The sequence below is a fragment of the Pseudoalteromonas sp. SG41-1 genome (assembly GCF_014164575.1).
Taxonomy (GTDB): Bacteria; Pseudomonadota; Gammaproteobacteria; order Enterobacterales; family Alteromonadaceae; genus Pseudoalteromonas; species Pseudoalteromonas rhizosphaerae.
The window spans coordinates 1-267 of record NZ_JACJFL010000138.1 but is presented as its reverse complement, the minus strand read 5'-3'; the positions used below and the strand labels follow the sequence as shown (position 1 = coordinate 267).

The 267-nt window shown below is 44.2% G+C and carries 2 tRNA genes; both read left to right on the top strand.

The features are described from left to right. Window positions 1–6: 6 nt before the first annotated feature. Window positions 7–82, top strand: a tRNA-Lys gene (locus H5203_RS22630). Between the two features lie 71 nt (window positions 83–153). Continuing rightward, window positions 154–229, top strand: a tRNA-Lys gene (locus H5203_RS22625). Window positions 230–267 lie beyond the last annotated feature (38 nt).

Below are 267 nucleotides of genomic sequence, written 5' to 3'. Positions count from 1 at the left end.
CAGAGCGGGTCATTAGCTCAGTTGGTAGAGCAGTGGACTTTTAATCCATTGGTCGATGGTTCAAGTCCATCATGACCCACCATTCTTTATTCGTAGAATAGTAGAGTGGTTATAATCGGCGGATTTACGCAACGTGCTTAGACACATCAGAGCGGGTCATTAGCTCAGTTGGTAGAGCAGTGGACTTTTAATCCATTGGTCGATGGTTCAAGTCCATCATGACCCACCATTCTTTATTCGTAGAATAGTAGAGTGGTTATAATCGGC